Below are 24,457 nucleotides of genomic sequence, written 5' to 3' on the forward strand. Positions count from 1 at the left end.
GTTCTAAGTACGACGAGGAGGCGTGACGGCGTGAGACTGACCCCCACGGAACGTGACCGGCTGCTGCTGTTCGGTGCCGCCGAGCTCGCACGGGCCCGCAAGGCGCGCGGCCTGCGGCTCAACGTGCCGGAGGCGACCGCCCTGATCGCGGACACCGTCTGCGAGGCGGCCCGCGACGGGAGGCGGCTCGCCGAGGCGATCGAGGCGGCGCGCTCCGCGCTCGGGCCCGACGACGTGCTGCCGGGCGTCGCCGACGTGGTGACCGAGGTGCACGTCGAGGCGGTCTTCGACGACGGCTCGCGGCTCGCGGTCGTGAGCGATCCGATCGGCTCCGGCGAGGACTCCGGCTCCCTGGGCGAGGACGCCCCCGGCGCCCTGCTGCCGGGGCCCGAGCATGAGGACCCGCGGCCCGTGCTGACGCTCACCGTCACCAACACGGCGACCGTCCCGGTCTCCGTCACCTCCCACTTCCACTTCTTCGAGGCCAACCCGCGCCTGGACTTCGTACGGGACGAGGCGTACGGGATGCGGCTCGCGGTGCCCGCGGGGTCGTCCGTGCGGTTCGGGCCCGGGGAGACCCAGGACGTGGGGTTGCTGCCGATCGGCGGGGCCCGCGTCGCCATCGGGTTCGCGGGCCTCGTCGACGGACCGCTGGACGCGCCCGGAGCCCGCGAGGAGGCGCTGCGCCGCGCCGCCGCCTGCGGATATCTGGGCGTCGAGACTGAGGAGGATGGCCGATGAGCCGCCCCGGAGGCCACGCCGCCGAAGCCCGCCGACTGACCCCGTACGAGTACGCGGGGACGCACGGCCCGCGCGCCGGTGACCGCGTCAGGCTCGGGGACTCGGGACTCACCATCATGGTCGAGTCCGACTCCCAGAGCTACGGGGACGAGTTCCTCGCCGGGTTCGGCAAGACCGCGCGCGACGGGCTGCACCTGAAGGCCGCCGCGGTCCGCGACACCTGCGACATCGTGATCAGCAATGTGGTCGTGATCGACGCCGCGCTGGGGATCAGGAAGGTCTCCATCGGGATTCGGGAGGGGCGGATCCACGCCGTCGGCCGGGCCGGCAACCCGGACACCATGGACGGCGTCGACGTCGTGGTCGGCACGGGCACGACGATCGTCTCGGGCGAGGGCATGATCGCCACCGCCGGGGCCGTCGACACCCACGTGCACCTGCTGTCGCCGCGCATCATGGAGGCCTCGCTCGCCTCCGGCGTCACCACGATCATCGGCCAGGAGTTCGGCCCGGTCTGGGGTGTCGGCGTCAACTCGCCGTGGGCGCTCAAGCACGCGTTCTCCGCCTTCGACGCGTGGCCGGTCAACATCGGCTTCCTGGGCCGGGGTTCGTCCTCCGACGGCGCCCCGCTGGTCGAGGCCCTCGCCGAGGGCGGCGCCTGCGGGTTCAAGGTGCACGAGGACATGGGCGCGCACACCCGCGCCCTGGACACCGCCCTTCGCGTAGCCGAGGAGCACGACGTCCAGGTCGCCCTGCACAGCGACGGTCTGAACGAGTGCCTGTCGGTCGAGGACACCCTGAAGGTGCTCGAAGGCCGCACGATCCACGCCTTCCACATCGAGGGCTGCGGCGGCGGCCACGTACCGAACGTCCTGAAGATGGCGGGCGTCCCGAACGTCATCGGCTCCTCCACGAACCCGACCCTCCCCTTCGGTCGGGACGCCGTCGCCGAGCACTACGGCATGATCGTCTCCGTCCACGACCTGAAGACGGATCTGCCCGGCGACGCCGCGATGGCCCGCGACCGGATCCGCGCCGGGACGATGGGCGCCGAGGACGTACTGCACGATCTGGGCGCCATCGGCATCACGTCCTCGGACGCGCAGGGCATGGGGCGCGCGGGAGAGACCGTGCGCCGTACGTTCGCGATGGCCGGGAAGATGAAGGGCGAGCTCGGCGACCCGGGAGTCGGCCACGACAACGAGCGCGTCCTGCGCTACATGGCCAAGCTGACCATCAACCCCGCCATCGCACACGGCCTCTCGCACGAGATCGGCTCCATCGAGCCCGGCAAGATGGCCGATATCGTCCTGTGGCGCCCCGAGTTCTTCGGTGCGAAGCCGCAGCTCGTCCTGAAGTCCGGCTTCCCCGCGTACGGGGTGGTGGGCGACCCCAACGCCGCCACCGACACCTGCGAACCCCTCGTCCTCGGCCCGCAGTTCGGGGCGTACGGAGCGACGGCCGCCGAGCTGTCGGTCGCCTTCGTCGCGCAGGCCGCCGTCGACGACGGGCACGACACGATGCCCACCCGCAGGCGCCGCGTCGCGGTCCGCGGCACGCGCGGCATCGGCCCGGCCGACCTGCGCCTCAACTCCCGTACCGGAGCGGTCGACGTCGACCAGCGCACCGGCCTCGTCACCCTCGACGGCGACCCGCTGCGCTCCGAGCCGGCCGAGTCCGTCTCCCTCAACCGCCTCTACTTCCTGTGAGGACCCAAGCGATGACGACCTATGTGATGCCGCCCGAGTGGGCCCCGCACGAGCGCACGTGGATGGCGTGGCCGGGCCCCAACCCGACCTTCTCCGACGCGAGCGAGCTGGCCGGGGCGCGCTCCGCGTGGGCGAAGGTCGCCAACACGGTGCGCCGCCACGAGCCGCTGACGATGGTCGTCGGCACGGGTCAGTCGGAGTCCGCGAGGGCGCTCCTCGACCCGGCGGTCGAGCTGGTCGAGCGGGACCTGGACGACGCGTGGATGCGCGACATCGGCCCTACGTTCGTCACGTCGCGCGAGAGCGGTGAACTGGCCGCCGTGGACTGGACGTTCAACGGCTGGGGCGCGCAGAGCTGGGCCCGCTGGGAGCACGACGCGAAGATCGCGCGCCATGTCGCGGACCTCGCCGGTGTGCCCGCGCACTCGACGTCGCTCGTCAACGAGGGCGGCGGCATCCACGTCGACGGCGAGGGCACGGTGCTCCTGACGGAGACGGTGCAGCTCGACGCGGGCCGCAACCCCGGCCGGACGAAGGAGGAGGTCGAGGCCGAGATCCACGCCCGGATCGGCACGTCCAAGGCGATCTGGCTGCCGCGCGGACTCACCGCGGACTACGGCGAGTTCGGCACGCGTGGACATGTCGACATCGTGGCGGCCTTCGCGGCTCCCGGCGTCGTCCTCGTCCACTCGCAGCGGGACCCGGCGCACCCGGACTTCGAGGTCAGCAGGGAGATCATCGGCGTACTGTCCGGGCAGACCGACGCGCAGGGCAGGCCCCTGGAGATCGTCGAGATCCCGGCCCCGACGGTGCTCTCCGATGACGAGGGCTGGGTCGACTACTCCTACATCAACCACTACCTCTGCAACGACGGCGTGGTGCTGTGCGGCTTCGACGACCCGAACGACGAGGAGGCCGCGGCGATCTTCCGCAGGCTCTTCCCGTCCCGGACGGTCACCCTCGTCGACGCCCGCACGATCTTCGCGGCGGGCGGCGGCATCCACTGCATCACCCAGCAGCAGCCGCTCGGGGGGGCCTGAGCGGTGACCGGGACGCAGCGCAGGCGCACACCGGCGCCGCCGCGCGAGGACGTGCTCGCCGCGACCATGGCGATGATCGCCGAGCACGGCCTCGAACGGCTGACGCTCGCCGCCCTCGGCCGCGAGGTCGGCATGAGCAGCGGGCACCTCGCGTACCACTTCGGCAGCAAGGACGAACTGCTGCTGCGCACGCTGGAGTGGAGCGAGGGCCGGCTGGGCGCGCGGCGCAGGGAATTGCTGGTCCGTGCGGCCGGGGTGCGTGAACGCCTCGACGCGTACGTCGACCTGTACGTCCCAAACGCGCCGCGCGACCCGCACTGGACGCTGTGGCTTGAGGTGTTCAACCGCTCGCGCAACGCCGACGACGACGCGCGCGCCCGCCAGGCCGCCATCGAGGGCGCCTGGCACCGCGACCTCGTGGCGCTGCTCGCCGAGGGCACCTCACGCGGTGAGTTCACCACGCTCGACCCGGACCGCTTCGCGACCCGCCTGCGGGCGCTGCTCGACGGCTTCTCCATCGCGGTGGCGATCGGCCTGCGCGCGGACCGGGACCAGGTCATGGGCCACGTACGGGAATTCCTGGACGAGGGTCTGGAACCTAAAGCGTGAAGCGGATCGGGGTCCCGGGCGCCGCCTGGGCCGCCGCCGCGAGCGCGGCCTCCTCCACGACGGCGATCACCGGGTAGCCGCCGGTCGTCGGATGGTCGTGGAGGAACACCACGGGCCGCCCGTCCGGCGGCACCTGCACGGCACCCAGGACCATCCCCTCGCTGGGCAGCTCACCCTCCAACTCCCGTTCCAGGGCGGGCCCTTCGGTACGCAGCCCGATCCGGTTGCTGTTGCCCGAGACGGTGTACGTGGCGGTGCGGAAGGTCCGGCGCGCGGCCTCGGTGAACCAGTCCTCACGCGGCCCGAACCGCACCGGCAGGACGAGCTCGGCCGGGGGAGCGGGCCACGGCGCCGCCACGGGTGCGGCGGGCCGCGTACCGGGTGCCTCCCCGACGGGCAGCACGTCGCCCGTGCTCAAGGGGACGGGCCCAAGCCCGGAGAGCAGATCGGTGGACCGGCTCCCGAGTACGGCCTCGACGGCGATGCCGCCGGCGACGGCGACGTAGCTCCGCACACCGGCACTGGCGGCCCCCACGTCGAGGGTCGCTCCGGCGGGTACGTGCACGGGGGCACCCCAGGCCGCGGGCGCCCCGTCGACGGTGACCGGGCAGGGTGCCCCGCCCACGACAACGGCGACCCCGCGATCGGGGCGCAGCGCACACCCGGTGAGCGTGGTTTCGAGCACGGCGGCGTCCTCGGGATTCCCGACGAGCCGGTTGCCGAGCCGCAGCGCGCTTTCATCAAGCGCGCCCGACCGGGGCACGCCAAGGTGGGCATGCCCACCCCGCCCGAGATCCTGCACGGTGGTGAGCGCTCCGCCGCGGGTGACGGTGATCTTGCCGCTCACGGCTCCACCACCCCGTGACCAGGCCCCTCCGAGCGCCCGACACCGGGCATATCAAGCCCCGCCGGCGATTGAGGCGCGGGGTCCGGGGCGGAGCCCCGAGGCGTCAACGCCGCCGCGGCGAAACGAACCCGGGTCCCGGGGGCCAAGAGCGCCGCGGGCTCCCGCGACGGATCCCACAACCCGGCAGGGTCCCGCATCGTCCCGATCAACTGCCACCCACCCGGCGTAGCCCGCGGATACACGGCCGAGTACCCCCCGGCCACCGCAACCGCCCCGGCAGGGACCCGCGTCCGCGGCGTCGCCCGCCGCGGCACATGCAACTCCTCCGGCAACCCGGCCAGATACCCGAACCCCGGCGCGAACCCGCAGAACGCCACCCGGTACGTATACGACGCGTGCCGCGCGGCCACGTCCTCCTCGGACACCCCCCACAGCTCCGCCACCTCGGCCAGGTCGGGCCCGTCGTACACGACAGGAATCGTCACGACGTCCCCGTCCGCCACGGCGCCCAACGGCACATTCCACTCGCCCAGTTGGCGCGCGAGCGCATCCCGCTCCGCCACCCCGTCGAGCAGCACCGTCCGCGCCCCCGGCACGATCTCCCGCACCGGCGGCAGCACCCCCGCGCCCCGCCTGCGCAGCACCTCCGCGTGGAACGCCCCCGCCTGCTCGGCGTCGGCGAACTCCACCAGCAGCGCGTGCCGCCCGGCGGGCCTGACGCGCAGCTCCACGCTCACGTGAACGCCCCGACCTTGACCCCGGCCGCCTCAAGCGCAACCCGCACCCGCGCCGCGATGGCCGCCGCGCCCGGGGTGTCACCGTGCACGCACAACGACCGCGCGGCGACGGCGACTTGAGTACCGTCGACCGCCTCGACCCCGCCGTCCACCGCGAACGCGACGGACCGGCGCACCACGGCGTCCGCGTCCTCGACGACGGCGTTCGGCTCGCGGCGCGGCACGAGCGTGCCCTCGGGGGTGTAGGCGCGATCGGCGAAAGCCTCACGCACCGGACGCAACCCCAACTCCTCAGCAATAGCCAGCAGTTGAGACCCTTGAAGCCCCAGCACCGGCAGCTCCCCACCCGCGAGCCGCACGCCCTCGACGACCGCGCGGGCCTGTTCCCCGTCGCGCACGGTCCGGTTGTAGAGCGCCCCGTGCGGCTTCACGTACGCCACCTCGGCACCGGCTGCCTCCGCGAACACCCGCAACGCACCGATCTGGTAAGCCACTTCGGCCGCCAGCTCGTCCGGCGGCACGTCCATCGCGCGCCGCCCGAACCCGGCGAGGTCCCGGTACGAGACCTGCGCCCCGATCCGTACACCGCGCTCGGCGGCCAGGTCGCAGACCCGGCGCATCACGGAGGGATCGCCGGCGTGGAAGCCGCAGGCGACGTTGGCACTGGTCACCACGGAGAGCAGGGCCTCGTCGTCGGTGAGGGTCCACCGGCCGAAGCCTTCGCCGAGGTCGGCATTGAGGTCGATGACGTCCTGGATCACGGGCTCAACGTAGAGGATCGTTCAACGATCCGACAAGGGTCAGGATTTTCGCGCCCTGGAAAGTCCGCCCGGACGTCCGAACTCCGGAACCTCTTGTTAGATCGTTGAACGATCCCCTAAGGTCCGTGCATCTCTCATCCATAAGTGCGTCCCTCATCGAAAAGGCCGCCGCATGATCGTTCTGCTCGGCGTGCTCGTGGTGATCCTCGGATTCGTCACGCGCCGCAATCCCGTCCTCGTGGTCGGCGTCGCCGGTATCGTCACCGGACTGCTCGGCAAGATGAACCCGCTGGAGATCCTCGCCGCCTTCGGCACCTCCTTCGCCGACAGCCGCTCCGTCACCGTCTTCGCCATCGTGCTGCCGGTGATCGGCCTCCTGGAGCGCTACGGCCTGCGCGAACAGGCCCGCACGCTCATCGGGAAACTCGGCAATCTCAGCGCCGGCCGCTTCCTCACCGCGTATCTGCTGGTCCGCCAGGTCACCGCCGCCTTCGGCCTCAACAACCTCGGCGGCCCCGCGCAAGCCGTCCGCCCGCTCGTCGCCCCCATGGCGGAGGCCGCCGCCGAACGCAAGGCGGGGTCCGTACTGCCGGACAAGATGCGCGAGAAGGTGCGCTCCTACTCGGCGTCCGCCGACACCGTCGGCGTCTTCTTCGGTGAGGACTGCTTCATCGCGATCGGCTCGATCCTGCTGATCACCGGATTCGTGAACTCGACGTACCACGAGCACCTCGAACCCACCCAGCTCGCGCTGTGGGCCATCCCGCTGGCCGTCTGCGCCTTCGTCATCCACGGCGCACGGCTGCTGCTCCTCGACAGGCAGCTGGAGCGCGAGATGGCGCTCGCCGTCGCCGAACACGAGATCCCGCTGCCGAAGGAGCCCTCGAAGTGATCAAGGTCGAATGGCTCTACTGGCTGATCGGTCTCGTCTTCGTCGTCATGGCCGTGCAGATGGCGACCGACCGGACCAACCCCAAGCGCTGGACATCGGCGGCCTTCTGGGGACTGCTCGGACTGACCTTCCCCTACGGCACCGGGGTCGCGGGCGGCTCGAAGGCGCTGCCCGCCGAACCCCTCGGCGTCGCCGTCCTCGTGCTGATCGCGCTCGCCGGGTTCAACTTCATAGGCAAGGGCGAACCGGTCACCACCACGCAGGACCAGCGCGAGAAGTCGGCGGCCCGCCTCGGCAACAAGCTCTTCATCCCGGCGCTCACCATCCCGATCGTCGCGATCGTCTGCGCCTCCTTCCTCGACGAATCGGGCCTCTTCGAGACCGGCCAGGCCACCCTCCTCGGCCTCGGTGTCGGCTGCGTCGTGGCGCTCGTCGTCGGGATGCTGGTCACCGGCGAGCGCAAGGTGTCGACGCCGATCCACTCCGGCCGCTCGATGCTGGAGGCGATGGGCGCGGCGCTGCTGCTGCCGCAGCTCCTGTCCGTCCTCGGCTCGATCTTCGCGGTCGCGGGTGTCGGCAGCCAGGTCGGCAGGATCACCAACGCCGTGCTGCCGGACAACTCCAAGTACCTGGCCGTGATCGCGTACTGCGTCGGCATGTTCCTGTTCACCGTGATCATGGGCAACGCGTTCGCCGCGTTCCCCGTCATGACGGCGGCGATCGGCTGGCCGGTGCTCATCCAGCAGATGGGCGGCAACGAGCCGGCGGTCCTCGCGATGGGCATGCTCGCGGGCTTCAGCGGCACGCTCGTCACGCCCATGGCTGCCAACTTCAACATCGTCCCGGCGACACTCCTCGAACTGAAGGACCAGTACGGGCCGATCAAGGCCCAGTTGCCGACGGGCTTCGCGCTCCTCGGCTGCAACATCGTGATCATGTCGCTCTTCGCGTTCTAGGAGGTCCGTATGCCGGGGTCGTCGACGCCTCGTGTTCTGCTCACCGGGTTCGAACCGTTCGGCGGTGAGTCCGTGAACCCGTCGTGGCAGGCGGCGGAGGCGGTCGCCGCCGCGCCACCGACCAGCCTGGACGTCACGGCGGTCCAACTCCCGTGCGTCTTCGGCGAGTCACTGACGGTGCTGCGGGCCGCGGTGGCCGAGACCCGCCCCGACCTGGTCGTCTGCCTCGGCCAGGCGGGCGGGCGCCCCGGCGTCACCGTCGAGCGGGTGGCCATCAACGTCGACGACGCCCGCATCCCCGACAACACCGGGTCCCAGCCGATCGACGTACCAGTGGTGCCGGGCGGACCAGCGGCGTACTTCTCCACGTTGCCGGTGAAGGCGTGCGTGGCGGCGATGCGGGAGGCGGGGGTCCCGGCGGCGTTGTCCAACACGGCGGGAACGTTCGTCTGCAACCACGTGGCGTACGGCCTCGGCCACCTCCTGGCGACCGAACTCCCGGGCGTGCGGGGCGGTTTCGTCCACGTGCCGTGGGTGCCGGAGCAGGTCACGGACGGCGCGGCACCGGCACTCCCCGTCGAAACGGTAGCCACCGGCATCCGGGCGCTGCTGCTCGCGGCGGCATCGACCACCGACGACCTCCGAGTAACGGAGGGCGCAACGCACTGACGCTTTTAGGGGCGCGGGGAACTGCGCAAAAGACGCAACCACACGAGAACCGCACCCGGCGACGAACCGAAACGGAAACACATGCCCACCCCGGAGCAAACCGCCCAGCTGGCGGCAGCCAACGTCACCCGCGAATACCCCAACTTCCCCGCACACCTGCTCACTTCACCGGACGACACGACCCGCCCCTCCGAGCTCCACCCCGCCTTCTACGGCGCCTACGACTGGCACAGCTCCGTCCACATGCACTGGCTGCTGCTCCGGACCCGGCCCGAGGCCCACGCCGACGTACTGGACCGCCACCTCACGCGCGAGAACCTCGCCCGGGAAGCCGAGTACCTCCTCGCCCGCCCGAGCTTCGAGCGCCCCTACGGCTGGGCCTGGCTGATCGCACTCGCGGCCGAATGCGAAGGCACGCGCTGGTCGGAGGCCTTCGCCCCCGCCGTGGACGCGGTCGACCGCCTCCTCGCGGACTGGCTGCCCAAGGCCACGTATCCCGTACGCCACGGCAACCACCCCAACAGCGCCTTCGCCCTCGGCCTCATCCTCGACACGGGGGAGCGGGCCGGGCTGCCCGCCCGCACGCTCGACGCCGTACGCGACCGCCTGCGCAGCTGGTTCGCCGACGACCACGACGCGCCCGCCCACTGGGAGCCCTCCGGCCAGGACTTCCTGTCGCCGTCCCTGGCAGAGGCCGACGCGATGCGCCGCGTGTTCGAGCACGGTGAATCCGAGAACGCCGACGACTTCGCCGCCTGGCTCGACCGCTTCCTCCCCGCCCTCGCCACCGGCGCCCCCTGCCCCCTGCTCGACGTACCGGTCGTCTCCGACCACAGCGACCCGCAGATCGGCCACCTCCTCGGCCTCGCGCTCTCCCGCGCCGCCGCCCTGCGCGCGATCGCGAACGCCCTGCCGCAGGGAGCCGTGCGCGAGCGGCTCACGAAGGCCGCGCAGGAGCACCTGGACGCCGGGCTTCCGGCCGTCGAGAGCGGCGACTTCACGACCGACCACTGGCTCGCGACGTTCGCCGAACTGGCCCGTGAATCCCGTGCCTGAACACTATGAACGCAAGTAAGCGTGATCGTTGTCAGGTACACCCTTGCTCTGGGTGAGGCCCGTCCCGCAACCTGCCGATTATGGAACGAGAACAATGGAAGAAGGTCCTGGTCGGCTCGGCCGGGAACATGGTCGAGTGGTTCGACTGGTTTGTGTACGCGAGCTTCGCGACGTACTTCGCGGGATCCTTCTTCCCGAGCGACAACCCGACCGCCCAGCTGATGAACACCGCCGGCATCTTCGCCGTCGGCTTCTTCATGCGCCCCGTGGGCGGCTGGCTGCTCGGCCGGGTCGGTGACCGCAAGGGCCGCAAGGCCGCGCTGACGCTCACGGTCAGCCTGATGTCCGCGTCGGCGGTGCTCATCGCCGTCGCGCCGACCTACGGAGTGGCCGGATACGGCGGCGCCGCGGTGCTGCTGATCGCGCGCCTGCTCCAGGGCCTCTCGGTCGGCGGCGAGTACGCGGCCAGCGCCACGTACCTCACCGAGGCGTCCAGCCCGGAGAAGCGCGGCTTCGCCTCCAGCTTCCAGTACGTGTCGATGACGGCGGGCCAGATCGTCGGCCTCGGCCTGCAGATCCTGCTCCAGCGCACGATGTCCGACGAGGCCCTGCACAGCTGGGGCTGGCGCATCCCGTTCATCGTCGGCGCCCTCGGCGCGGCGGTCATCTTCTACCTGCGCCGCAACATGCTGGAGACCGACGTCTACGAGGAGTCGGCCGACGCCGACGCCACCGTGGGCGGCGACGACAAGGGCACCCTCAAGGCGCTGTGGGCGCACAAGCGCGAGGCGTTCCTGGTCATCGCGCTGACCATGGGCGGCACCGTCGCGTACTACACGTACACGACGTATCTGACGAAGTACCTGTCCAACTCGGCGGGCCTGAGCAAGGAGACGGCGACCCTCGTCTCGTTCTGCGCGCTCGTCGTCTTCGCCTGCCTGCAGCCGGTCGCCGGAGCGCTCTCCGACCGGATCGGCCGCCGCCCGCTCCTGATCACCTTCGCGATCGGCTCGACCTTCCTGACGGTCCCGATCATGACGCTGCTCCAGCACGCGGGTTCGTTCTGGCCGGCCCTCGGCCTCTCGCTGCTCGCTCTCGTGATCGTCACGGGCTATACGTCCATCAACGCCTGCGTAAAGGCGGAACTCTTCCCGACGGGCATCCGCGCCCTCGGCGTCGCCCTCCCGTACGCCATCGCCAACGCCCTGTTCGGCGGCACCGCCGAATACGTCGCCCTCTGGTTCAAGGACGCGGGCATCGAGTCCGGCTACTACTGGTACGTCGCCGGGTGCGCGGCCGTCTCGCTGATCGTCTACCTGCTGATGCGCGAGACCCGCGACATCGACCTGAACAAGGTCAAGGCGGAGGCACCCGTCAGCGGCGAACCCGCGAAGCAGAACGCCTGACCACATCGTGCGCAGCTCTGCCCGCCGAGCGAGTGGGCGGGTGGTCGCGCATCGCAAGGGCCGCTGGTCGACGTCTGTCCGCTGGCGACTCTCCACTGTCGTCAGCGGACAGGCGTCGGGGTTCCTTCTGCGCGGGTGCTGTAGCCGTAGCCGTCTGCTCGTTGGAGGAGGCGGAAGTGTTGATGGCGGATGCCCTGGACTAGGCCGTGGGCGGTTTTGATGTTGAAACTGCCGGTGGCCCGGACGGCGATCCGGCCGGTGTGTGTGCCGGTCTTCTTGCCACTGGGGACAACGGCTCGGGCGAGGTCTCCCGTCTGGTAGCCGAAGGCGTGCTTCCGCCTGGGGAGACGCAGGCGGGGAAAGCCGTACTTGTCGGTGCGGGTACGGGCGTATGTGCCGCGTCCGGTAGCCGCGACCGCGAGGACGCGGGCCGGGATGCGGGCGAGAACGTCGAAACGGCCTACGCACAGGGCGTCCAACGTGTGGGTCTTCGGCGTGCTGGTGCGCTGCCGGTTCCACTTGGTACGGCCACCGGATGCGGTGTGCACCGTGGGGAAGGTGGCGTTCAGGGCGCGCCACAGCGCCCGCCGCGTGGAGTTGACGGCCGCCGCGTCGCGGAGTGGGGTTTTGGCCTGGGCGAGGATGCGCGCCGAACGGCGCGGAGAGTCCCTGAGGAAGTCCTCGACGGGCTGGTTGGACTTCTTGTCATTGCAGGGGATGCAGGCGGTGCACAGGTTGGAGATGCGGTCGCTGCCGCCGCGTGAGCGGGGGTGGATGTGGTCGACGTTGAGGGGTACGCCGGTGGCGTCGCAGTAGGCGCAGGCCCTGCCCCATTTGGCCAGAAGGTATTCGCGAACCTCGGTCCCGGCCAGAGTGCCGTGCTGATACTCGGCTCCCTCCAGAGGGCCGCCGTTGGTGATGGCGTGCACGTCGAAGGCGACACGTTCCACGTGCACGGCGCGAATGAGTGCCCAGCGGGCGAGCCGCTTCGTCCACGACATGGTGGTGTCCACGCGGTGACGAAGCGATGGGGCCAGCCAGCCTTCGGGACGGGTCCGGTTGGCGAAACGAGGCGCACGGTGGCGCAGGTTGCGTGATCGGCGACCACGCCGGTAGGCGGCGCGGGCGGCCAGCTTGTCCCGGATGGTCCCGCCCCGGTGGGACAACTCGATCGCGTACAGGCCACGGCGCTCACCATCCTTGGCGGTGAACACGGCGATCCCGGTGTGCTTGGAGCCGGGGTCGATGCCGAGTTCCACCCCGTCCACCTCGGATTGGGCGACGGTGCGGTCCTTGAGCCGGATGACGAACGGGGTGTGCCGAGCCACGACGGCCCGGCCCTGCTTGAGGAGTTTGCGGGCCCGGGCGGGGTTGGTCGGTTGCAGTGGACGGCCGTGCTTGTCCAGGACGAACACGATGGGGTGGCCCTCACGGGCCCTCTCCCCAGCCGGACGGCTGGGGGTGACGTGCCCGACGCCAGGTGAGGTGTCGGGCATCTCCCCTCGCACATGTTCCACGCCGGTTACCGCACGAGTGCGGTGTCCGGGCCCTGTTTCGTCCCCGATCCGGGGGGTGTCTACTGACTCGGATTCCAGAGCAGACCGCTGAGGAAGCACGGACTGGTGGGTCTTCTCGCCTACGTGAAACGTAGCCAACTTCGTTCACCTCCAATGATGCTGTGTTGGCTGGTGCTGGTAACGGTGGCCCTCAAATGGGAGGGGGATCCCGTTACGGGACGAGAACAATGGACGAAGATCCTTGCTGCTCGTGAAGCTAGCCACCGTGTTGAACTCCAGCCCGCACAACCGATCCGCTTAGCCCATGTGGGTGATGCGCCCGCCTGACCGCATCGTGAGACCACGGCTCGGCCCTCGGCTGGGCTGTGGCAGACTGCGGGCGTGCTCTCGTTGGCAATGATTATTGGCAGCAGGCGCGCCGGTCCGCAGTGACCACCTCGTACGACCCGGTACAGGTGGACACCGTCGTCCTCGACCCGCGCGCAGACCTCTCGCACCCGCGAGGGGTTTTTCTGTTTCTGGCCCACCCTTAGCCGGACGGAGAGCGCGAGGGATCATAGATGGACGGTGGAACCGGTCATTCCGGTAGACCGAGATCCCATACAGGAGCCAGATCAGCATGAGCAGCAACCCGAGCGAACGCACCGGCGAACTCGACGATTCCTCCGACGCTTTCCACGTCTTCGACACCACGCTGCGCGACGGCGCGCAGCGCGAGGGCATCAACCTCACCGTCGCGGACAAGCTGACCATTGCCCGGCATCTGGACGACTTCGGCGTGGGCTTCATCGAGGGCGGCTGGCCCGGCGCCAACCCCCGGGACACCGAGTTCTTCGCCCGCGCGAAGGAAGAGATCGACTTCAAGCACGCGCGGCTCGTCGCCTTCGGCGCCACCCGCAGGGCGAACGCCAAGGCGAGCGAGGACCCGCAGGTGCGGGCCCTGCTGGAGTCCGGCGCCCCGGTGGTCTGCCTGGTCGCCAAGTCGCACGACCGGCACGTCGAGCTGGCCCTGCGCACGACCCTCGAAGAGAACCTGGAGATGGTCCGCGACACCGTCTCCTACCTGGTCGCGCAGGGCCGCAGGGTCTTCGTCGACTGCGAGCACTTCTTCGACGGCTACCGCGCCAACGCCGAGTACGCGAAGTCCGTCGTCCGGGCCGCGCACGAGGCGGGCGCCTCCGTCGTCGTCCTCTGCGACACCAACGGCGGCTTCCTGCCCGCCCAGGTCCAGGCGGTCGTCTCCACCGTCCTCGCCGACACCGGCGCCCGGCTCGGCATCCACGCCCAGGACGACACGGGCTGCGCCGTCGCCAACACCCTCGCCGCCGTGGACGCGGGCGCGACCCACGTCCAGTGCACGGCGAACGGCTACGGCGAGCGCGTCGGCAACTCCAACCTCTTCCCGGTCGTCGCCGCCCTGGAGCTCAAGTACGGCAAGAAGGTCCTGCCCGACGGCGCGCTGCGCGAGATGACCCGGATCTCGCACGCCATCGCCGAGGTCGTGAACCTCACCCCGTCCACGCACCAGCCCTACGTGGGGGTCTCGGCGTTCGCGCACAAGGCGGGCCTGCACGCCTCCGCGATCAAGGTCGACCCGGACCTGTACCAGCACACCGACCCGGACCTCGTCGGCAACCACATGCGGATGCTGGTCTCCGACATGGCGGGCCGCGCCTCCATCGAGCTCAAGGGCAAGGAGCTCGGCGTCGACCTCGGCGGCGACCGCGAGCTGGTCGGCCGGGTCGTCGAGCGGGTCAAGGAGCGCGAGCTCCAGGGCTACACGTACGAGGCCGCGGACGCGTCGTTCGAGCTGCTGATGCGCGCCGAGGTCGAGGGCAGGGAGCGCAAGTACTTCCGCGTCGAGTCCTGGCGCGCGATCGTCGAGGACCGCCCCGACGGCTCCCACGCCAACGAGGCCACCGTGAAGCTGTGGGCCAAGGGCGAGCGCATCGTCGCCACCGCGGAGGGCAACGGCCCGGTCAACGCCCTCGACCGCGCGCTCCGCGTCGGCCTGGAGCGGATCTACCCGCAGCTCGCGAAGCTGGAGCTGGTCGACTACAAGGTCCGCATCCTGGAGGGCAAGCACGGCACGTCCTCCACGACCCGCGTCCTGATCTCCACGAGCGACGGCACCGGCGAGTGGTCCACGGTCGGCGTCGCCGAGAACGTGATCGCGGCGTCGTGGGGCGCTCTTGAGGACGCTTACACCTTCGGGCTGCTGCGGGCTGGCGTGGAACCGGTCGAGTAAGCACCCGCATTTGTGCGCAAAGCGAGTTAGCGTCGATACATGAGGCCCTTTATCGCCGCCCTCGCCGCCCCGCTCCTCGCTCTGGGCGCCACCCTCATGGTGGCGCCACCCGCCTCGGCGGCCACGGACGTGTCCACCGTGGCCGACGCCTTGGAGAAGAGCCCTGTCTACGTCGCGCCCGGCGCGGCCCACGGCCTGACGTCGGACGACGTCGACGCGCTCGAGAGCAGGATCAAGGACGCGGACAAGCCGGTGATGGTGGCGGTGCTGCCCGCCGACTTCCCGACGCAGAAGCTGTTCACCGACCTGCGGTCGAAGACCGGGATCGTGGGCGTGTACGGGGTCCGCCTCGGCGATCGGTTCGACGCGCGCGCGGACTCCCGGGTCATGTCGCAGCAGGCCGTCCAGAACGCGGTGGACAGCGTTCAGGGCCAGTCGACCAAGAGCCAGCTCGACGATTTCGTGAGTACGTCGGTCCGTACGGCCAAGGGCTCGTCCCCGGCCGCCTGGGACGCGGGTGGCGGCGACGGCGGCGTCTCCGTCGGCCCCCTGATCGGCGTCGGCGCGGTCGTCGTGGTCGGCGGAGCCGGTGCGTACGCCCTGAGCAGGCGCAAGCGGCGCCGGCGCGAGGAGGAGCAGCGCGAGGCCCTCGACAAGCTGCGGGTCGTGGTGGACGAGGACATCACCGCGTTCGGCGAGGAGCTCGACCGGCTCGACTTCCACCCGGCGGAGGCCGGGGCCGACGACGCGATGCGCGCGGACTTCGAGCGGGCGCTCGACGCGTACGAGAAGGCCAAGCAGTACATGAACGACGCCCGGCGGCCCGACGACGTACGCGGTGTGACGCAGGCCCTGGAGGACGGCCGGTTCTCCCTCGCGCAGCTCGCCGCGCGCCGCGAGGGCCGCCCGCTGCCCGAGCGCAGGGCGCCGTGCTTCTTCGACCCGCGCCACGGCCCCTCCACCGAGGACGCCCAGTGGACGCCGCCCGGCGGCGCCTCCCGCGAGGTCCCGGTCTGCGCGGCGGACGCGACACGGCTGCGGGACGGCGAGGACCCGCACGTGCGCACGGTCGACGCGGGGGCGGGGGAGCGCCGCCCGTACTACGAGGCGGGTCCCGCGTACGGCCCGTGGGCCGGCGGCTACTTCGGCGGCGGCATGCTGCCCGGCCTGCTCGTCGGCACGGTGCTCGGCTCCATGCTGGCGAGCCCCGCCTACGCCGCCGACTACGGCGGCGGTGACTACGGCGGCGGCGGATTCGACGGCGGCGACGTCTCCGGCTCCGACTTCGACCCGGGCGACTTCGGCGGCTTCGGCGACGGCGGTGGCGGGGGCGACTTCGGTGGTGGCGGGGGAGGCGGCGACTTCGGGGGCGGCTTCTAGCGAACCTCCTGCCGCTCGCCCTCATCGCGGTCCCCGGCCGTGACCGCCGCCCGCGCCTTCGGCACCTGTGTCCCCTCCCCGAACATCCACCGCGACAACGCCACCCGTAGCCGCCGCGCCGCCCGCACCCGACGGCGTACGCCGTGCTCGTCCTCGTCCGGGAGCGGGGCCAGGGCGGCGGGCTGTTCGTGCTGGGTGAGGCGGTAGGACTCGCCCTGGTCCAGGGGCTCGTGGACCTCGACGTACCCGCCGTGGGGGAGGCGCCTGACGCGGCCCGTCTCCCGGCCGTGCAGGACCTTCTCCCGGTCGCGGCGCTGGAGCCCCAGGCACACCCGCTTCGTCACGATGAACGCGAGGACGGGTCCCGCGAACAGCGCCACCCGAGCGAACCACGTGATGGCGTTCACCGAGAGGTGGAAGTGCGTGGCCCAGAGGTCGTTGCCGCCGGCCGCCATCGCGACGAGGAAGCCGGTCAGCCAGGCCGTCCCGAGGGCCGTGCGCACCGGGCGGTTCCGGGGCCGGTCCAGGAGGTGGTGCTCCCGCTTGTCGCCGGTGATCCACGCCTCCAGATACGGATACACCCCGATCAGCACCAGCCACAGCGGGAACGCCAGGAACGGGATGAAGACGCCGAGCGCGAGAGTGTGGCCGCCCAGCACGATCTCCCAGCCCGGCATCACCCGCACCAGGCCCTCCGCGAACCCCAGGTACCAGTCCGGCTGGGCGCCGGTGGAGACGTGGTCCGGGCGGTAAGGGCCGTACACCCAGACCGGGTTGATGGACGCGACCGCCGAGACGAGCGTGACCACGCCGAACACGAGGAAGAAGAAGCCGCCCGCCTTGGCGACGTAGTTCGGGTAGAACGGCTCGCCCACGACGGTGCGTTCGGTCTTTCCCGGGCCCGGATACTGCGTGTGCTTGTGGTAGAAGACCAGGATCAGGTGGGTGACGACGAGGACCGCCATGATGCCGGGCAGCAGCAGGACGTGGATCGAGTAGAAGCGGGCCACGATGTCGTCCCCCGGGAACTCGCCGCCGAACAAGAAGAACGACAGATACGTGCCGACGACCGGAATGGCGAGCGTCATGCCCTCGATCAGCCGCATGCCCGCGCCGGAGAGCATGTCGTCGGGAAGCGAGTAGCCCAGCAGACCCTCGAAGAGGGCGAGGAACAGCAGCAACCAGCCGAACAGCCAGTTCAGCTCGCGGGGCCTGCGGAACGAGCCGGTGAAGAAGTGCCGCATCATGTGCACGAACATCGCCGCGACGAAGATCAGCGCCGACCAGTGGTGGATCTGCCGGATGAGCAGACCGCCCCGCACGTCGAAGCTGATGTCGAGCGTCGAGGAGTACGCCTCCGACATCCGGATGCCCTTCAGCGGCACGTAACTGCCGTCGTACGTCACCTCGTTCATCGACGGATGGAAGAAGAGCGTCAGATAGACGCCGGTGAGGATCAGGATGAGGAAGGTGTAGAGGCAGATCTCGCCCAGCATGAACGACCAGTGGTCGGGAAACACCTTGCGCAGATACGTGCGGCCGAGTCCGTAGATCCCGAGCCGCCCGTCCGCCCAGTCGGCGAGGCGTTCGCCTTTGGCGGGGGCGGGCGCGTTGCGTTCCGTACGTGCGGACATCCGGTTCCTCCCGTGGCTGCTCACGGAGGTGACGGATGGGGGAGTGCGGGGTGTGACACGCGGACGCGGGAATGTGGCGCGCGTCACGCACGCGTCAGTTCCGGCTGAGCGTCCGCGTCACACCGGCGAGCAGCGTCGTCGTCAGGATCCAGCCGACCGCGATCAGCGCGTACGACAGGCCCTGCACGCCCGCTTCGGCCCAGTGCCAGCCCCCGCGCTGGCCGAGGCCGCCGATCGGGATCAGGAGGTCGATGGTGTACGCGACCGGGTTGAAGGGCGCGCCCTCACCCGGCTTGTTCGGTACGGGCCTGTACGCGTGGAAGACGAGCGCGCCGATGAGCGTGAGCACGGCGAGCCAGATCCCGGCGATCCAGGGGCGGTAGCCGTACCCGACGGTCCCGTCGAGCAGCCGCCCCCACGCCTTCCCGGCCGGGCCGAGCGTGCCGCGCCGTCTGCGCTCCCGCACGAGGAGGACCCGGCGGGCCTCGTCCTCGTGCCCTGAACGCCGGTAGTGCGCGGCGAGTTGCTCATACGGCTGCGGCGCGTAGACGGGGTGGCGGCGCAGCCATGCCAGCCGGTTCGCGACATCCTCGCGGCGCGTGGGAGCGACATCGCCCAGCCAGTCGTACGTCAGTCCGTCGAGGCCCAGCGTCGCGGGCCATGTCCGGGGGTCGTCCTGGAGCCTGGCCACGTACGCGTTGCGCAGGTTCACCCCGCCGGCCGGGGTGCGCGCGAACGCGAGGTCGATGGCCTCGGCGCGCATGCCCACGCACATCAACGAGGAGCCGGTGCCGCCGAGTTCGGCGTCCTGGAAGGAGACGAGGTCCGTCACCCTCGCCCCGCGCAGCCTGATCCTGCCGTCGGCCCGCAGGCCCTGGCACCGTACGTTCGACGCGCTGAGGCCGTCGCCGTGGAACGCGTACGCGTCCGCCGCCCCCACGCGTATGCGGGCGCCGCGCATCCACAGTCCGCCCGGCAACTCGGCGCCGGGGAAGCCGACTTCGCCCTCCGCGACGAACCCGTTCTCGCAGAACACTCCGCCCCGTGCCACGGCGCCACCGCCCTCCAGGGCGATCCGCCCCGGTGCGACCAGGTGCGCCCCGTCGAGCCGGATGCCGCCCGCGAGGTCGGCGTGCACCAGGTCCACGGCGCTCCCGGCCCCGTCGCGCTCGCCGATCGTCGACCGCCGCAGGTCGACGCGCCCGCCGAACCGGGCCGTCGAGGCGTGCAGCCCCGGCAGCACGCACTCCGTGAACGCGACGCCGAGCGTGCTCGCCCCCTCCAGGCTCACCGCTTCGTCGAACCGGCAGGCCTCGAACCGCACGGCCCGCCGGACCTCCGCCCCGTCCAGCCGCAGCGCTCCCGTGACGCGGGTGTCGCGCAGCACGTACGGCGCGGATCCCGCGCTCTCGTCGAGGATCTCCCGTCTGACGCCCTCGGCGTCGGCACGTCGCTCAGGGGGCGCCATAGGAGGCAGTCTCGCACGCGGGTTCGCGCACACACACCGCACACACACCAAGGGCACCCACGTCGAGCTGCTCGAACGGGGCGCCCTCTACGCCGAGTTGGCGGCCACGTACCTCGTGGCCGCCGCAACTCGTGGCTGAACCTCAGGCCTCCTTGATGGCCGAGATGTCGAAGTTCAGCTTGATCTTGTCCGAGATCAGGACGCCACCGGTCTCGAGCGCGGCGTTCCAGGTCAGGCCCCACTCCGAGCGCAGGATCTCGGTCTTGCCCTCGAAGCCGACGCGCTCGTTGCCGAACGGGTCCTTCGCGACGCCGTTGAACTCCAGGTCGATGCTGAGCGGCTTGGTGGTGCCGAGGATCGTCAGGTCGCCCGTGATGCGGTAGTCGTCGCCGCCCAGGGACTCGGCGGAGGTCGACCGGAAGGTCATCGTCGGGAACTCGTCGATCTTGAAGAAGTCGGCGCTCTTCAGGTGGCCGTCACGGTCCTCGTTACCGGTCGAGATGCTCGCCATCTGCACGTCGAAGGAGGCGGTGGACTTCGCCGGGTCCGAGCCGTCCAGGTGCAGCGAGCCCGTGAAGTCGCTGAAGCCGCCCTTCACGTTGGTCACCATGGCGTGCCGGGCGACGAAGCCGAGCGAGGTGTGAGCGGGGTCGACGGTGTAGTCGCCGGTGACGGAGGCGAGGTCCGGGTTCGCCTGCGCGGCGGCAGCGGCGGGGGTGGTGGCGGACTCGTTCTTGCGGCCGAAGATGCCCATGACGTGCTCCTTGGGGACGGGCGGCACGGGTGGTGCCAGGTGGAGAGATGCGGTGATGTTGAAAGTTGAACCATCAACGGATCCGACTGTAGCGCGATGATGTTCAATGTTCAACATCAAACGATGCGTGTCCTCTCGATTACAGCCCGATATGGCCGGTGTCGCCCTTTCGGGCGTGCGTGTAGCGCGCGGTCGCGGAGCTGGTGTGAGGCGGGTCTCAGAGCGCCGCTTTGTGTGACGTCTACAAGACGGACCCGCGCTGAGCAGTCACTTCACCCCCCTCGCGGGAGGGTTCTGTTCAGGGCTACCAGGAAAACGGGCCGGAGACTGTACAGAGTCGACGGCCCGTTTCCCCATGTGCGTTTCGTAAGGTCACTACATGACCGTTTTGGACGACACCGCCTCGAACCCGGGGGACGAGCCCACCGACGCACGCGGACGCGTGGCCGAGCTGCACGCGATCCGTGCGCAGGCACTGGCCGGACCCAGCGAGAAGGCGACGCAGGCCCAGCACGCGAAGGGCAAGCTGACGGCGCGCGAGCGCATCGAGCTGCTCCTCGACGAGGGTTCGTTCAACGAGGTCGAGCAGCTGCGCCGGCACCGGGCGACCGGCTTCGGCCTGGAGGCCAAGAAGCCCCACACCGACGGTGTCATCACCGGCTGGGGCACGGTCGAGGGCCGCACGGTCTTCGTCTACGCGCACGACTTCCGGATCTTCGGCGGCGCCCTGGGTGAGGCCCACGCCACGAAGATCCACAAGATCATGGACATGGCCATCGCGGCCGGTGCCCCGCTGGTCTCGCTCAACGACGGCGCGGGCGCCCGTATCCAGGAGGGCGTCTCCGCGCTCGCCGGTTACGGCGGCATCTTCCAGCGCAACACCAAGGCGTCCGGTGTCATCCCGCAGATCAGCGTGATGCTCGGCCCGTGCGCGGGCGGCGCGGCGTACAGCCCCGCCCTCACGGACTTCGTGTTCATGGTCCGCGAGACCTCGCAGATGTTCATCACGGGCCCGGACGTGGTCAAGGCGGTGACGGGCGAGGAGATCACTCAGAACGGCCTGGGCGGCGCCGACGTCCACGCGGAGACCTCCGGCGTCTCGCACTTCGCGTACGACGACGAGGAGACCTGCCTCGCCGAGGTCCGCTACCTCCTCTCGATGCTCCCGCAGAACAACCGGGAGAACCCGCCGACCATCGAGTCCGACGACCCGGCGGAGCGCCGCGGCGACGTCCTGCTCGACCTGGTCCCGGCCGACGGCAACCGCCCGTACGACATGACCAAGGTCATCGAGGAACTCGTCGACGACGGCGACTACCTGGAGATCCACGAGCGCTGGGCGCGCAACATCATCTGCGCGCTCGCCCGACTCGACGGCCAGGTCGTCGGCATCGTCGCCAACCAGCCGCAGGCCCTCGCGGGCGTCCTGGACATCGAGGCCTCGGAGAAGGCCGCACGGTTCGTCCAGATGTGCGACGCTTTCAATATCCCCATCGTGACGCTGCTCGACGTCCCCGGCTTCCTGCCCGGCGTCGACCAGGAGCACGGCGGCATCATCCGGCACGGCGCCAAGCTGCTGTACGCGTACTGCAACGCCACCGTGCCCCGGATCTCGCTGATCCTGCGCAAGGCGTACGGAGGCGCGTACATCGTCATGGACTCCCAGTCCATCGGTGCCGACCTCACCTATGCCTGGCCGACCAACGAGATCGCGGTCATGGGCGCGGAGGGCGCGGCCAACGTGATCTTCCGCCGGCAGATCGCCGAGGCCGAGGACCCCGAGGCGATGCGCCAGAAGATGGTCAAGGAGTACAAGGCCGAGCTGATGCACCCGTACTACGCGGCGGAGCGCGGCCTGGTCGACGACGTGATCGACCCCGCCGAGACGCGCGAGGTGCTGGTCAGGTCCCTGGCGATGCTGCGCACCAAGCACGCCGACCTGCCGTCCCGCAAGCACGGCAACCCGCCGCAGTAACCGGCACTACTCGTAGGAGACCTGCCACATGTCCATGCCTGACATCCGCGTCGAGAAGGGCCACGCCGAGCCCGAGGAGGTCGCGGCCATCACCGCGATCCTGCTGTCCCGCGCCGCCGCCACTCCTGACGCGCCTCGCCTTCGGCGGGACCGGGCGGGGTGGCGTCGTCTGGAGCGCGAGCCGGGGTTCCGGGCGCCGCACAGCTGGCGTTGAGCCGTACACGTGGCTGAGGCCCTCCTCCCGAATCGGGAGGAGGGCCTCAGTGCGTTTGCCTGCGGTGGGACGGGGGCGCGGACTCGGGGCTCTGCCCCGGACCCCGCGCCTCAATCTCCCCCAGCTAACGCTGGGAGGTGCCCCCTGCGGGGCTTGAAATTACCGCAGCCGCGCCATGAGCGCGTGCTCCACCAAAGTGATCAGCGTCGACTTCGCGTCCGCGCGGTGGCGGGCGTCGGTCGTGATGATCGGGGTGTCCGGGCCGATCTGGAGGGCCTCGCGCACCTCGTCCGGGTTGTACGGCTGTCCGCCGTCGAAGCCGTTGAGGGCGATGACGAAGGGGAGGCCGGAGTTCTCGAAGTAGTCGACCGCGGGGAAGCAGTCGGCGAGGCGGCGGGTGTCGACGAGGACGACGGCGCCGATCGCGCCGCGCACCAGGTCGTCCCACATGAACCAGAAGCGGTCCTGGCCCGGCGTACCGAAGAGGTACAGGATCAGGTCCTGGTCGAGCGTGATGCGGCCGAAGTCCATGGCGACCGTCGTGGTCGTCTTGTCCCCGGTGTGAGTGAGGTCGTCGATGCCCGCGGACGCGGACGTCATGACGGCCTCGGTGCGCAGCGGGTTGATCTCGGAGACGGCGCCCACGAACGTCGTCTTGCCGACGCCGAAACCACCTGCCACCACGATCTTCGCCGATGTGGTGGAACGGCTTGGAGCAGCCGGCCCTCCGCTAGAGCTTGCGAAGTCCACTGAGCACCCTTTCGAGCAATGTCACGTCTGGCTGGCCGCCGGCGCTCTCGTCGCCGCCGGGCTGATGGATGGCGACCAGTCCCGCCTCCGCGAGGTCGGCGACGAGGATCCTGGCCACACCGAGAGGGATCGCGAGCAGGGCCGAGATCTCGGCCACCGACTTGATCTCCCGGCACAGATTGCAGATCCGCTGGTGCTCGGGCAGTTGGCCCTGCAACTGGTGCGGCTGCGCGGTGGTGTGAACCAGCGCCTCGATGGCGAGCTGGTACCGCGGCCTTGTGCGACCGCCCGTCATGGCGTACGGGCGGACCAGCGGGTTGTTCTTCGCGGCGGGTGCGGGATTCGCGTCGGGACGCGGCTGCGGCTGCACGGGCTGGATGCGCGGCGCGGGCGGCTGGTCGTAGGGACCGGGCTGCCGGGTCGGTCGGGCGTGGTTCGCCGACGAGGGGGAAGACGGGAAGTTGTACCGGTTCTGGGATCCGTCGTCACCCATACCCGCCTGGCCGCGCCCCTGGCCGTGGCCGTAGGGCGGCCACTGGGCCGACGAACCGCTCGGGGGTGTTGCTGAACCAGACACGAACTTCCTCCTCCGACTGCGCTGGGCACCATCACTGTGGAGCCGCGTCCCGAAACCTTACGGCCCCGGGACACGAATACGCACTGCCTGTCTGTTAGTTGAGAAGGCTTCCCTGAAGCTCCGCCCGCAGGTCCGGTGTGAGAACCGTGCCCGCCCGGTCGACAAGAAGGGCCATCTCGTACCCAACGAGACCAATGTCCGCCTCGGGGTGTGCAAGGACGGCGAGAGAAGAGCCGTCCGAGATGGACATGATGAAGAGGAATCCTCGCTCCATCTCCACAACTGTCTGGTTCACCGGGCCGCCTTCGAAGATGCGGGAGGCGCCCGCGGTCAACGAGGTCAGACCCGAGGCGACGGCCGCCAGCTGGTCGGCGCGGTCGCGGGGGAACCCTTCGGACATCGCCAGAAGGAGTCCGTCGGCGGAGACCACCACCGTGTGGGACACCCCGGGGGTGTTGTCCACGAAGTTGGTGATCAACCAGTTCAGGTTCTGTGCCGCCTGGCTCATCGGGCTCAC

General features: G+C 70.4%; 23 protein-coding genes. 13 read left to right on the top strand and 10 right to left on the bottom strand.

The genetic code is table 11. The features are described 5' to 3' along the window. Window positions 1–30: 30 nt before the first annotated feature. The 4 genes from ureA to ACFYWS_RS33180 all read left to right on the top strand — a co-directional run bounded on the left by ureA (window position 31) and on the right by ACFYWS_RS33180 (window position 4,099). Entirely contained in the window at window positions 31–741 is a 711-nt protein-coding gene (gene ureA, locus ACFYWS_RS33165; RefSeq protein WP_389282601.1) for an urease subunit gamma, read from the top strand. Next, complete coding sequence (locus ACFYWS_RS33170) at window positions 738–2,450, top strand: urease subunit alpha (protein WP_389282602.1); 1,713 nt, start codon at window positions 738–740, stop codon at window positions 2,448–2,450. The genes ureA and ACFYWS_RS33170 overlap by 4 nt, the downstream gene beginning before the upstream one ends. Before the next feature lie 11 nt (window positions 2,451–2,461). Then, the gene (locus ACFYWS_RS33175; protein ID WP_389282604.1) at window positions 2,462–3,490 is read left to right on the top strand and encodes an agmatine/peptidylarginine deiminase; all 1,029 of its coding nucleotides are present in this window, start codon (window positions 2,462–2,464) and stop codon (window positions 3,488–3,490) included. Window positions 3,491–3,556: 66 nt separating this feature from the next. Continuing rightward, complete coding sequence (locus ACFYWS_RS33180; protein ID WP_389282796.1) at window positions 3,557–4,099, top strand: TetR/AcrR family transcriptional regulator; 543 nt, start codon at window positions 3,557–3,559, stop codon at window positions 4,097–4,099. On the opposite strand, the gene ACFYWS_RS33185 is transcribed toward ACFYWS_RS33180, so the two are convergent. From ACFYWS_RS33185 to ACFYWS_RS33195, 3 genes are read right to left on the bottom strand one after another with little or no spacing between them, the layout of a single operon-like run. Then, window positions 4,089–4,946, bottom strand: coding sequence for a biotin-dependent carboxyltransferase family protein (locus ACFYWS_RS33185; protein WP_389282605.1), 858 nt, complete (start codon window positions 4,944–4,946; stop codon window positions 4,089–4,091). The genes ACFYWS_RS33180 and ACFYWS_RS33185 overlap by 11 nt on opposite strands. Continuing rightward, window positions 4,943–5,683: an allophanate hydrolase subunit 1 gene (locus ACFYWS_RS33190; protein WP_389282607.1), complete on the bottom strand. Its 741-nt coding sequence runs from the start codon at window positions 5,681–5,683 to the stop codon at window positions 4,943–4,945. Before ACFYWS_RS33190 ends, ACFYWS_RS33185 begins: the two co-directional genes overlap by 4 nt. Further along, a complete protein-coding gene (locus ACFYWS_RS33195) occupies window positions 5,680–6,444 on the bottom strand; it encodes a LamB/YcsF family protein (protein ID WP_389282608.1) in 765 nt (254 codons plus the stop codon). The genes ACFYWS_RS33190 and ACFYWS_RS33195 overlap by 4 nt, the downstream gene beginning before the upstream one ends. 172 nt (window positions 6,445–6,616) lie before the next feature. Between ACFYWS_RS33195 and ACFYWS_RS33200 the strand changes: the two genes are divergently transcribed. From ACFYWS_RS33200 to ACFYWS_RS33220, 5 genes are all read left to right on the top strand, one after another. Next, window positions 6,617–7,336, top strand: a complete 720-nt coding sequence (locus ACFYWS_RS33200; RefSeq protein ID WP_389282610.1) for a DUF969 domain-containing protein — start codon at window positions 6,617–6,619, stop codon at window positions 7,334–7,336. Beyond that, window positions 7,333–8,292: a DUF979 domain-containing protein gene (locus tag ACFYWS_RS33205; protein ID WP_389282611.1), complete on the top strand. Its 960-nt coding sequence runs from the start codon at window positions 7,333–7,335 to the stop codon at window positions 8,290–8,292. The genes ACFYWS_RS33200 and ACFYWS_RS33205 overlap by 4 nt, the downstream gene beginning before the upstream one ends. Window positions 8,293–8,301: 9 nt before the next feature. Beyond that, window positions 8,302–8,961, top strand: coding sequence for a pyroglutamyl-peptidase I (pcp, locus tag ACFYWS_RS33210; protein WP_389282612.1), 660 nt, complete (start codon window positions 8,302–8,304; stop codon window positions 8,959–8,961). Window positions 8,962–9,042: 81 nt separating this feature from the next. Then, window positions 9,043–10,017, top strand: coding sequence for a DUF2891 domain-containing protein (locus ACFYWS_RS33215; protein ID WP_389282614.1), 975 nt, complete (start codon window positions 9,043–9,045; stop codon window positions 10,015–10,017). Between the two features lie 80 nt (window positions 10,018–10,097). Then, window positions 10,098–11,423 (top strand): MFS transporter, encoded by a 1,326-nt coding sequence (locus tag ACFYWS_RS33220; RefSeq protein ID WP_389282615.1) that lies wholly within the window; start codon window positions 10,098–10,100, stop codon window positions 11,421–11,423. 101 nt (window positions 11,424–11,524) lie between these two features. On the opposite strand, the gene iscB is transcribed toward ACFYWS_RS33220, so the two are convergent. Then, window positions 11,525–12,919 carry an RNA-guided endonuclease IscB gene (gene iscB, locus ACFYWS_RS33225; protein ID WP_389282617.1) on the bottom strand — a complete coding sequence of 465 codons (1,395 nt, stop codon included), beginning with the start codon at window positions 12,917–12,919 and terminating at the stop codon, window positions 11,525–11,527. Window positions 12,920–13,559: 640 nt separating this feature from the next. Between iscB and cimA the strand changes: the two genes are divergently transcribed. Both cimA and ACFYWS_RS33235 read left to right on the top strand, forming a co-directional pair. Beyond that, window positions 13,560–15,188 carry a citramalate synthase gene (gene cimA / locus ACFYWS_RS33230; protein WP_389282618.1) on the top strand — a complete coding sequence of 543 codons (1,629 nt, stop codon included), beginning with the start codon at window positions 13,560–13,562 and terminating at the stop codon, window positions 15,186–15,188. A 39-nt stretch (window positions 15,189–15,227) separates the two neighbouring features. Next, on the top strand, window positions 15,228–16,568 hold the full coding sequence (locus ACFYWS_RS33235) for a hypothetical protein (protein ID WP_389282619.1): 1,341 nt from the start codon (window positions 15,228–15,230) through the stop codon (window positions 16,566–16,568). On the opposite strand, the gene ACFYWS_RS33240 is transcribed toward ACFYWS_RS33235, so the two are convergent. The 3 genes from ACFYWS_RS33240 to ACFYWS_RS33250 all read right to left on the bottom strand — a co-directional run bounded on the left by ACFYWS_RS33240 (window position 16,565) and on the right by ACFYWS_RS33250 (window position 20,424). Next, window positions 16,565–18,202 (bottom strand): cytochrome bc complex cytochrome b subunit, encoded by a 1,638-nt coding sequence (locus ACFYWS_RS33240; protein WP_389282621.1) that lies wholly within the window; start codon window positions 18,200–18,202, stop codon window positions 16,565–16,567. The genes ACFYWS_RS33235 and ACFYWS_RS33240 overlap by 4 nt on opposite strands. A 94-nt stretch (window positions 18,203–18,296) precedes the next feature. After that, the gene (locus ACFYWS_RS33245; protein WP_389282623.1) at window positions 18,297–19,670 is read right to left on the bottom strand and encodes a pentapeptide repeat-containing protein; all 1,374 of its coding nucleotides are present in this window, start codon (window positions 19,668–19,670) and stop codon (window positions 18,297–18,299) included. Between the two features lie 142 nt (window positions 19,671–19,812). Continuing rightward, on the bottom strand, window positions 19,813–20,424 hold the full coding sequence (locus tag ACFYWS_RS33250) for a YceI family protein (RefSeq protein ID WP_389282624.1): 612 nt from the start codon (window positions 20,422–20,424) through the stop codon (window positions 19,813–19,815). A 379-nt stretch (window positions 20,425–20,803) separates the two neighbouring features. Here ACFYWS_RS33250 and ACFYWS_RS33255 point away from each other — a divergent pair, with 379 nt between their 5' ends. Together ACFYWS_RS33255 and ACFYWS_RS33260 are read left to right on the top strand one after the other, a co-directional pair. Continuing rightward, a complete protein-coding gene (locus ACFYWS_RS33255) occupies window positions 20,804–22,399 on the top strand; it encodes an acyl-CoA carboxylase subunit beta (protein WP_389282626.1) in 1,596 nt (531 codons plus the stop codon). 28 nt (window positions 22,400–22,427) lie between these two features. Next, a complete protein-coding gene (locus ACFYWS_RS33260; RefSeq protein ID WP_389282628.1) occupies window positions 22,428–22,613 on the top strand; it encodes an acyl-CoA carboxylase subunit epsilon in 186 nt (61 codons plus the stop codon). 159 nt (window positions 22,614–22,772) lie between these two features. On the opposite strand, the gene ACFYWS_RS33265 is transcribed toward ACFYWS_RS33260, so the two are convergent. The 3 genes from ACFYWS_RS33265 to ACFYWS_RS33275 form a co-directional block, all read right to left on the bottom strand. Further along, window positions 22,773–23,363, bottom strand: a complete 591-nt coding sequence (locus ACFYWS_RS33265; RefSeq protein WP_326015373.1) for an ATP/GTP-binding protein — start codon at window positions 23,361–23,363, stop codon at window positions 22,773–22,775. Then, window positions 23,344–23,940 carry a DUF742 domain-containing protein gene (locus ACFYWS_RS33270; protein WP_389282630.1) on the bottom strand — a complete coding sequence of 199 codons (597 nt, stop codon included), beginning with the start codon at window positions 23,938–23,940 and terminating at the stop codon, window positions 23,344–23,346. The genes ACFYWS_RS33265 and ACFYWS_RS33270 overlap by 20 nt, the downstream gene beginning before the upstream one ends. A gap of 94 nt (window positions 23,941–24,034) precedes the next feature. After that, window positions 24,035–24,448, bottom strand: coding sequence for a roadblock/LC7 domain-containing protein (locus ACFYWS_RS33275; protein ID WP_266714481.1), 414 nt, complete (start codon window positions 24,446–24,448; stop codon window positions 24,035–24,037). Window positions 24,449–24,457: the final 9 nt, after the last annotated feature.

It is taken from the genome of Streptomyces sp. NPDC002795, from assembly GCF_042888725.1.
Classification (GTDB): Bacteria; Actinomycetota; Actinomycetes; order Streptomycetales; family Streptomycetaceae; genus Streptomyces.